Annotated in this window: 5 protein-coding genes and 1 pseudogene; 4 read left to right on the top strand and 2 right to left on the bottom strand. The window is 76.5% G+C overall.

Annotated features, from left to right (window positions below):
* Both L1885_RS24220 and cobM read left to right on the top strand, forming a co-directional pair.
* A pseudogene (locus L1885_RS24220) lies at positions 1-361 on the top strand (cobalamin biosynthesis bifunctional protein CbiET); the annotation flags it as partial.
* A complete protein-coding gene (gene cobM / locus L1885_RS24215) occupies positions 358-1,104 on the top strand; it encodes a precorrin-4 C(11)-methyltransferase (RefSeq protein WP_235799289.1) in 747 nt (248 codons plus the stop codon). The pseudogene L1885_RS24220 and the gene cobM, both read left to right, overlap by 4 nt.
* A gap of 97 nt (positions 1,105-1,201) precedes the next feature.
* On the opposite strand, the gene L1885_RS24210 is transcribed toward cobM, so the two are convergent.
* The gene (locus L1885_RS24210; RefSeq protein ID WP_235799288.1) at positions 1,202-2,344 is read right to left on the bottom strand and encodes a cobalt-precorrin-5B (C(1))-methyltransferase; all 1,143 of its coding nucleotides are present in this window, start codon (positions 2,342-2,344) and stop codon (positions 1,202-1,204) included.
* Between the two features lie 11 nt (positions 2,345-2,355).
* Between L1885_RS24210 and L1885_RS24205 the strand changes: the two genes are divergently transcribed.
* Both L1885_RS24205 and L1885_RS24200 read left to right on the top strand, forming a co-directional pair.
* Entirely contained in the window at positions 2,356-3,147 is a 792-nt protein-coding gene (locus L1885_RS24205) for a cobalt-precorrin-6A reductase (RefSeq protein ID WP_235799287.1), read from the top strand.
* 130 nt (positions 3,148-3,277) lie between these two features.
* Positions 3,278-3,580 carry an antibiotic biosynthesis monooxygenase family protein gene (locus L1885_RS24200; RefSeq protein ID WP_235799286.1) on the top strand — a complete coding sequence of 101 codons (303 nt, stop codon included), beginning with the start codon at positions 3,278-3,280 and terminating at the stop codon, positions 3,578-3,580.
* Between the two features lie 148 nt (positions 3,581-3,728).
* On the opposite strand, the gene cobJ is transcribed toward L1885_RS24200, so the two are convergent.
* A partial coding sequence (gene cobJ, locus L1885_RS24195; protein WP_235799285.1) for a precorrin-3B C(17)-methyltransferase occupies positions 3,729-4,503 on the bottom strand: 775 nt, incomplete at its 5' end.

Raw genomic sequence — 4,503 nt, 5'->3', positions numbered from 1 at the left:
CGTCCCCGGCCTCGCCGTGGTGACCGGCGCCGCCCCGGCGGCCCTGGCCGGCCTGCCGGGCCCGCCCGACGCGATCTTCGTCGGCGGCGGCCTGACGGCGCCCGGCCTGCTGGAGGCGTGCTGGGCCGCGCTGCCCGAGGGCGGGCGGCTGGTGGCCAACACCGTGACGCTCGAATCCGAGGCGCTGCTGGCGAGTTGGTACGGGCGGCACGGCGGGGAACTCGCACGGCTCGCGGTCGCCACGGCGGCGCCGGTGGGCGGCTTCACGGGCTGGCGGCAGGCGATGCCGGTGACGCAGTGGTCCGCCGTCAGGACGGCCGCTGCCCGCACCGGCGCGGAAGAGGCGGGAGAGACGGCATGACGGTGTACTTCATAGGGGCGGGCCCGGGCGCCGCCGACCTCATCACCCTGCGGGGCGCGCGGCTGCTCGCCCGCTGCGGGGTGTGCCTGTACGCGGGCAGCCTGGTGCCGCGCGACCTGCTCGACGACTGCCCGCCGGGCGCCCGGCTCGTGGACACGGCGCGGCTGGACCTGGACGAGATCACCGCCGAGCTCGTCGCCGCTCACCGCGACGGCCACGACGTGGCACGCCTGCACTCGGGCGACCCCTCGGTCTTCAGCGCCGTCGCCGAGCAGATGCGGCGGCTGGACGCGGCCGACGTGCCGTACGAAGTCGTCCCCGGCGTACCGGCGTTCGCGGCGGCCGCGGCGGCGCTCAAGCGGGAGCTGACCGTCCCGACCGTGGGGCAGACCGTCATCCTGACCCGGGTCGCCCAGCAGGCCACGCCCATGCCCCCCGGCGAGGACCTGGCGACGCTCGGCGCGAGCGGCGCGCTCCTCGTCCTGCACCTCGCGGCCCGGTACGCGGACCGCGTGGCCGCCGAGCTCCTTCCCCACTACGGGGCGGACTGCCCGGCGGCGGTCGTCGCCATGGCGAGCCGCGACGACGAACTCGTCCTGCGCGGCACCCTCGGCGACATCGCCGGGCAGGTCGCCGAGGCCGGCATCACGCGGACCGCCGTGATCCTGGTCGGCCGCACCCTCGGCGCGACCGGTTTCCGCGACAGCCACCTGTACTCCACGGAGCGCACGAGGACCGACTGAGCGCGCCCGGTGCCGCGGAGCGGGCGGGGCCCACCGAGCGCGCCCGGCCCCCCAGAACGCCTACCGTCCTGGTGAGCAGCGCCGCGCGCGCCCGTCGTCACACGGCTCCTCGCGCGTCCGCCCGCCCCACGATCGTCCCGGCGCGGTCGATGCAGATCACGTCGACCGCCACGCGCGAGCCGCGCAGGACCGCCAGCGACTCGTCCCGGGCGCGGGCCGCCACCGCGTCCCCCAGGGGGACGTTCTCGGCCTGGCACAGGCGCAGGGCCTCCAGGCCGGTGTTGGCGCCCGCCACGCGCAGGGCCAGGTCTCCGGAGCCGCCCGCGGCGCGGGCCAGCTCGCCGAGGAGGACCTTGTCGACCTGGGAGCGCCCGGAGTGCAGGTCGAGGTGGCCCGCCGCGAGCTTGGAGAGTTTGGCGAAGCCGCCGCAGACGGTCAGCCGCTCCACCGGGTGCCGGCGGACGTACTTGAGGACGGCCCCCGCGAAGTCGCCCATGTCGAGCAGCGCGTCCTCGGGCAGGCCGTAGACCTCCGTGACCGTCCTCTCGGACGTCGAGCCCGTGCATCCGGCGAGATGGGTGCGGCCGGCCGCGCGCGCCACGTCGACGCCCCGCCGGATCGAGTCGATCCAGGCGGAGCAGGAGTACGGCACGACGACGCCGGTCGTGCCCAGCACCGACAGGCCGCCGAGGATGCCGAGCCGCGGGTTCCACGTCGAGCGCGCGATCTCCTCGCCGTCGTCGATCGAGACCGTGATCTCGGCGTCGACCGCCGGACCGGCGCCGTGGGCTGCGGCGACGCGCGCGAGGTGCTCGGTCATCATCCGGCGCGGCACCGGGTTGATCGCCGGCTCGCCGACGTCCAGCGGCAGCCCGGGCCGGGTCACCGTGCCGACGCCGGGCCCGGCCCGGAACACCACTCCCGCGCCGGGGGGCAGCCGTCGCACACTCGCCCTGACCAGGGCGCCGTGGGTGACGTCCGGGTCGTCGCCCGCGTCCTTGACGACTCCCGCCATGGCCGTCGTAGTGTCGTCCGACAGGCCCTCGACGGCGAGGGCGAAGGCGGGTCGCTGCCCCCTGGGCAGTGTGATGGTCACCGGATCGGGGAAGTGGCCGGAAAGCAGTGCGGTGTACGCGGCGGTGGCCGCCGCCGTCGCGCAGGCCCCGGTCGTCCATCCGGGCCGGAGCCCGGTGTGTTTCAGTTGGGCGTTCCGGCCACCGCCGCCGGCCGGCTCAGCCATGGAGGGCTCCGATGCGCCACGTTTTGATCCTCGGCGGTACGACCGAGGGTCGAAGCCTCGCCGAGGCGCTGCTCTCCGGTGCCCCGCCCGGCACGAGCGAGCGCCCGGAGGGCGACGTCGTGTACCCGCTGCAGGTCACGAGCTCCCTCGCGGGCCGCGTCGCCCAGCCGGTGCTGCCGGCCGGCGAGGTGCGCGTCGGCGGCTTCGGCGGGGCCGACGGGCTCGCCTCCTGGCTGCGCGAGCACCACGTGGACGCCCTCATCGATGCCACCCATCCCTTCGCCGAGACCATGACGGCCAACGCGGCGCTGGCCGCCGCCACCTGCCATGTTCCCCTGCTCCGGCTGCGCCGCCCCGGCTGGGGCCCCGTCCCCGGGGACGACTGGAGGCCGGTCGCCTCGCTCGCGGCGGCGGCCGAGGCACTGGCCGCGGGTCCCTGGCGGCGGGTGTTCCTCAGCACGGGACGCACGGGGCTGGCGGTGTTCGCCCCGCTGGACGGCATCCGCTTCCTCGTGCGGTCCGTGGACCCGCCGGAGCCGCCGTTCCCGCGGCAGCTGGACACCGTCCTCGACCGGGGTCCGTTCACCCTCGACGGCGAGCGGGAACTGCTGCGCCTGTACGGGATCGACGTCGTCGTCTCGAAGGACAGCGGGGGCGCCGCGACCGCGCCCAAGCTCGCGGCGGCGCGCGAGGCGGGCATCCCCGTGGTGATGGTGCGGCGGCCCGCGGCGCCGGAGGGCGTCGAGACGGCCGCGTCCGTCGCGGGTGCCCTGGACTGGCTGCGGCGCACGCTGACCGGCTGACCGGCCGACCGGCTGACCGGCCGACCGGCTGACCGGCCGACCGGCTGGGCTGCTCGGGCCGGCCCGTCGGGCCGTGCGGTGCCCCGGGGACGGCGCTGCGGGGGCACGGGTCCCGTCGGACAATCGGTACATGATTACGGAGATAGCGATCATCGACGTGAAGCCTGGCAGTGAGCAGGCGTTCATCGATGCCTTCCGGGCAGTCGGCCACGACCTGCTGGCCACCACCCCCGGCTGCCTGGAGGCGCGCATGGAGCGCAGCCGCGAGACGCCGACCCGTTTCGTGGGCCTGACCCGGTGGGAGTCCGTCGGGGCGCACCTGGAGAACTTCCGCGGCACGGACCGCTACGCGAAGTACCGGGCGGTCCTCGCGCCGACCCTTTCGGCGGCCCCCCGCGTCGAGCACTTCGACGACGTCATGAACGCTGCCTGAGCGGGGAGCGCGGGCCGGCGGGCCCGTCCCGGCCCGCCCCGGCCCCGGGCGCCGCCCGCGGGGCCCCGTACGCGAGGCAAACGTCGCCGAGGCCCCGTACGCGAGGCCCCGTCCCCGGGCCGATCCCCTGGTCGATCCCGGACCGGTCTCAGGACTCCGGGTAGCGGCGGGGGGTCCAGGCGATCTCGCCGCCCGCGCGGCGCACGGCGACCGTCTGCGACGACCCCACGAGCAGGATCGTCCGCATGTCGACCTGGGCCGGATCGAGGTCCCCGAGCCGCACGACGCGCACGCGCTCCTGCGGGCCGCCGACGTCCCGCGCCAGCACCACCGGCGTGTCCGGGGTGCGGTGTTCCAGCAGCAGCTCGCGCGCCTTGCCGACCTGCCAGGTGCGCGACTTCGACCCCGGGTTGTACAGCGCCATCGCCAGGTCGGCGGCGGCCGCCGCGTGCAGCCGGGACGCCACGACCTCCCAGGGCTTGAGCCGGTCCGACAGCGAGATCACCGCGTAGTCGTGCCCGAGCGGCGCGCCGGCGCGGGAGGCGGCCGCGTTGGCCGCGGTCACGCCCGGCACGATCCGCACCGGCACGTCCTTGTACGGGTCCGCCGAGGCCACCTCGAGGACCGCTGTCGCCATCGCGAAGACGCCCGGGTCGCCGGACGAGACGACCGCGACCCGGTGACCCCGGCGCGCCAGGTCCAGGGCGAAGTCGGCGCGTTCCGACTCGACCTTGTTGTCCGAGGGGTGGCGGCGCTGGCCGGGGCGCACCGGCACCCGGTCCAGGTACGTCGTGTAGCCGACGAGGTGCTCGGCCGCGGCGAGCTCGCCGCGCGCCTCCGGCGTGAGCCACAGCGGGCCCGCGGGTCCGGTGCCGACGACCACCACCTCGCCGCGCTGCCCGGCCGCGGCCCCGGCGCCCGGG

It is taken from the genome of Streptomyces fuscigenes, from assembly GCF_021556455.1.
GTDB lineage: Bacteria > Actinomycetota > Actinomycetes > Streptomycetales > Streptomycetaceae > Streptomyces > Streptomyces fuscigenes.
The sequence above is the reverse complement of the archived record's forward strand: the minus strand, read 5'-3'. Positions and strand labels throughout refer to the sequence as shown.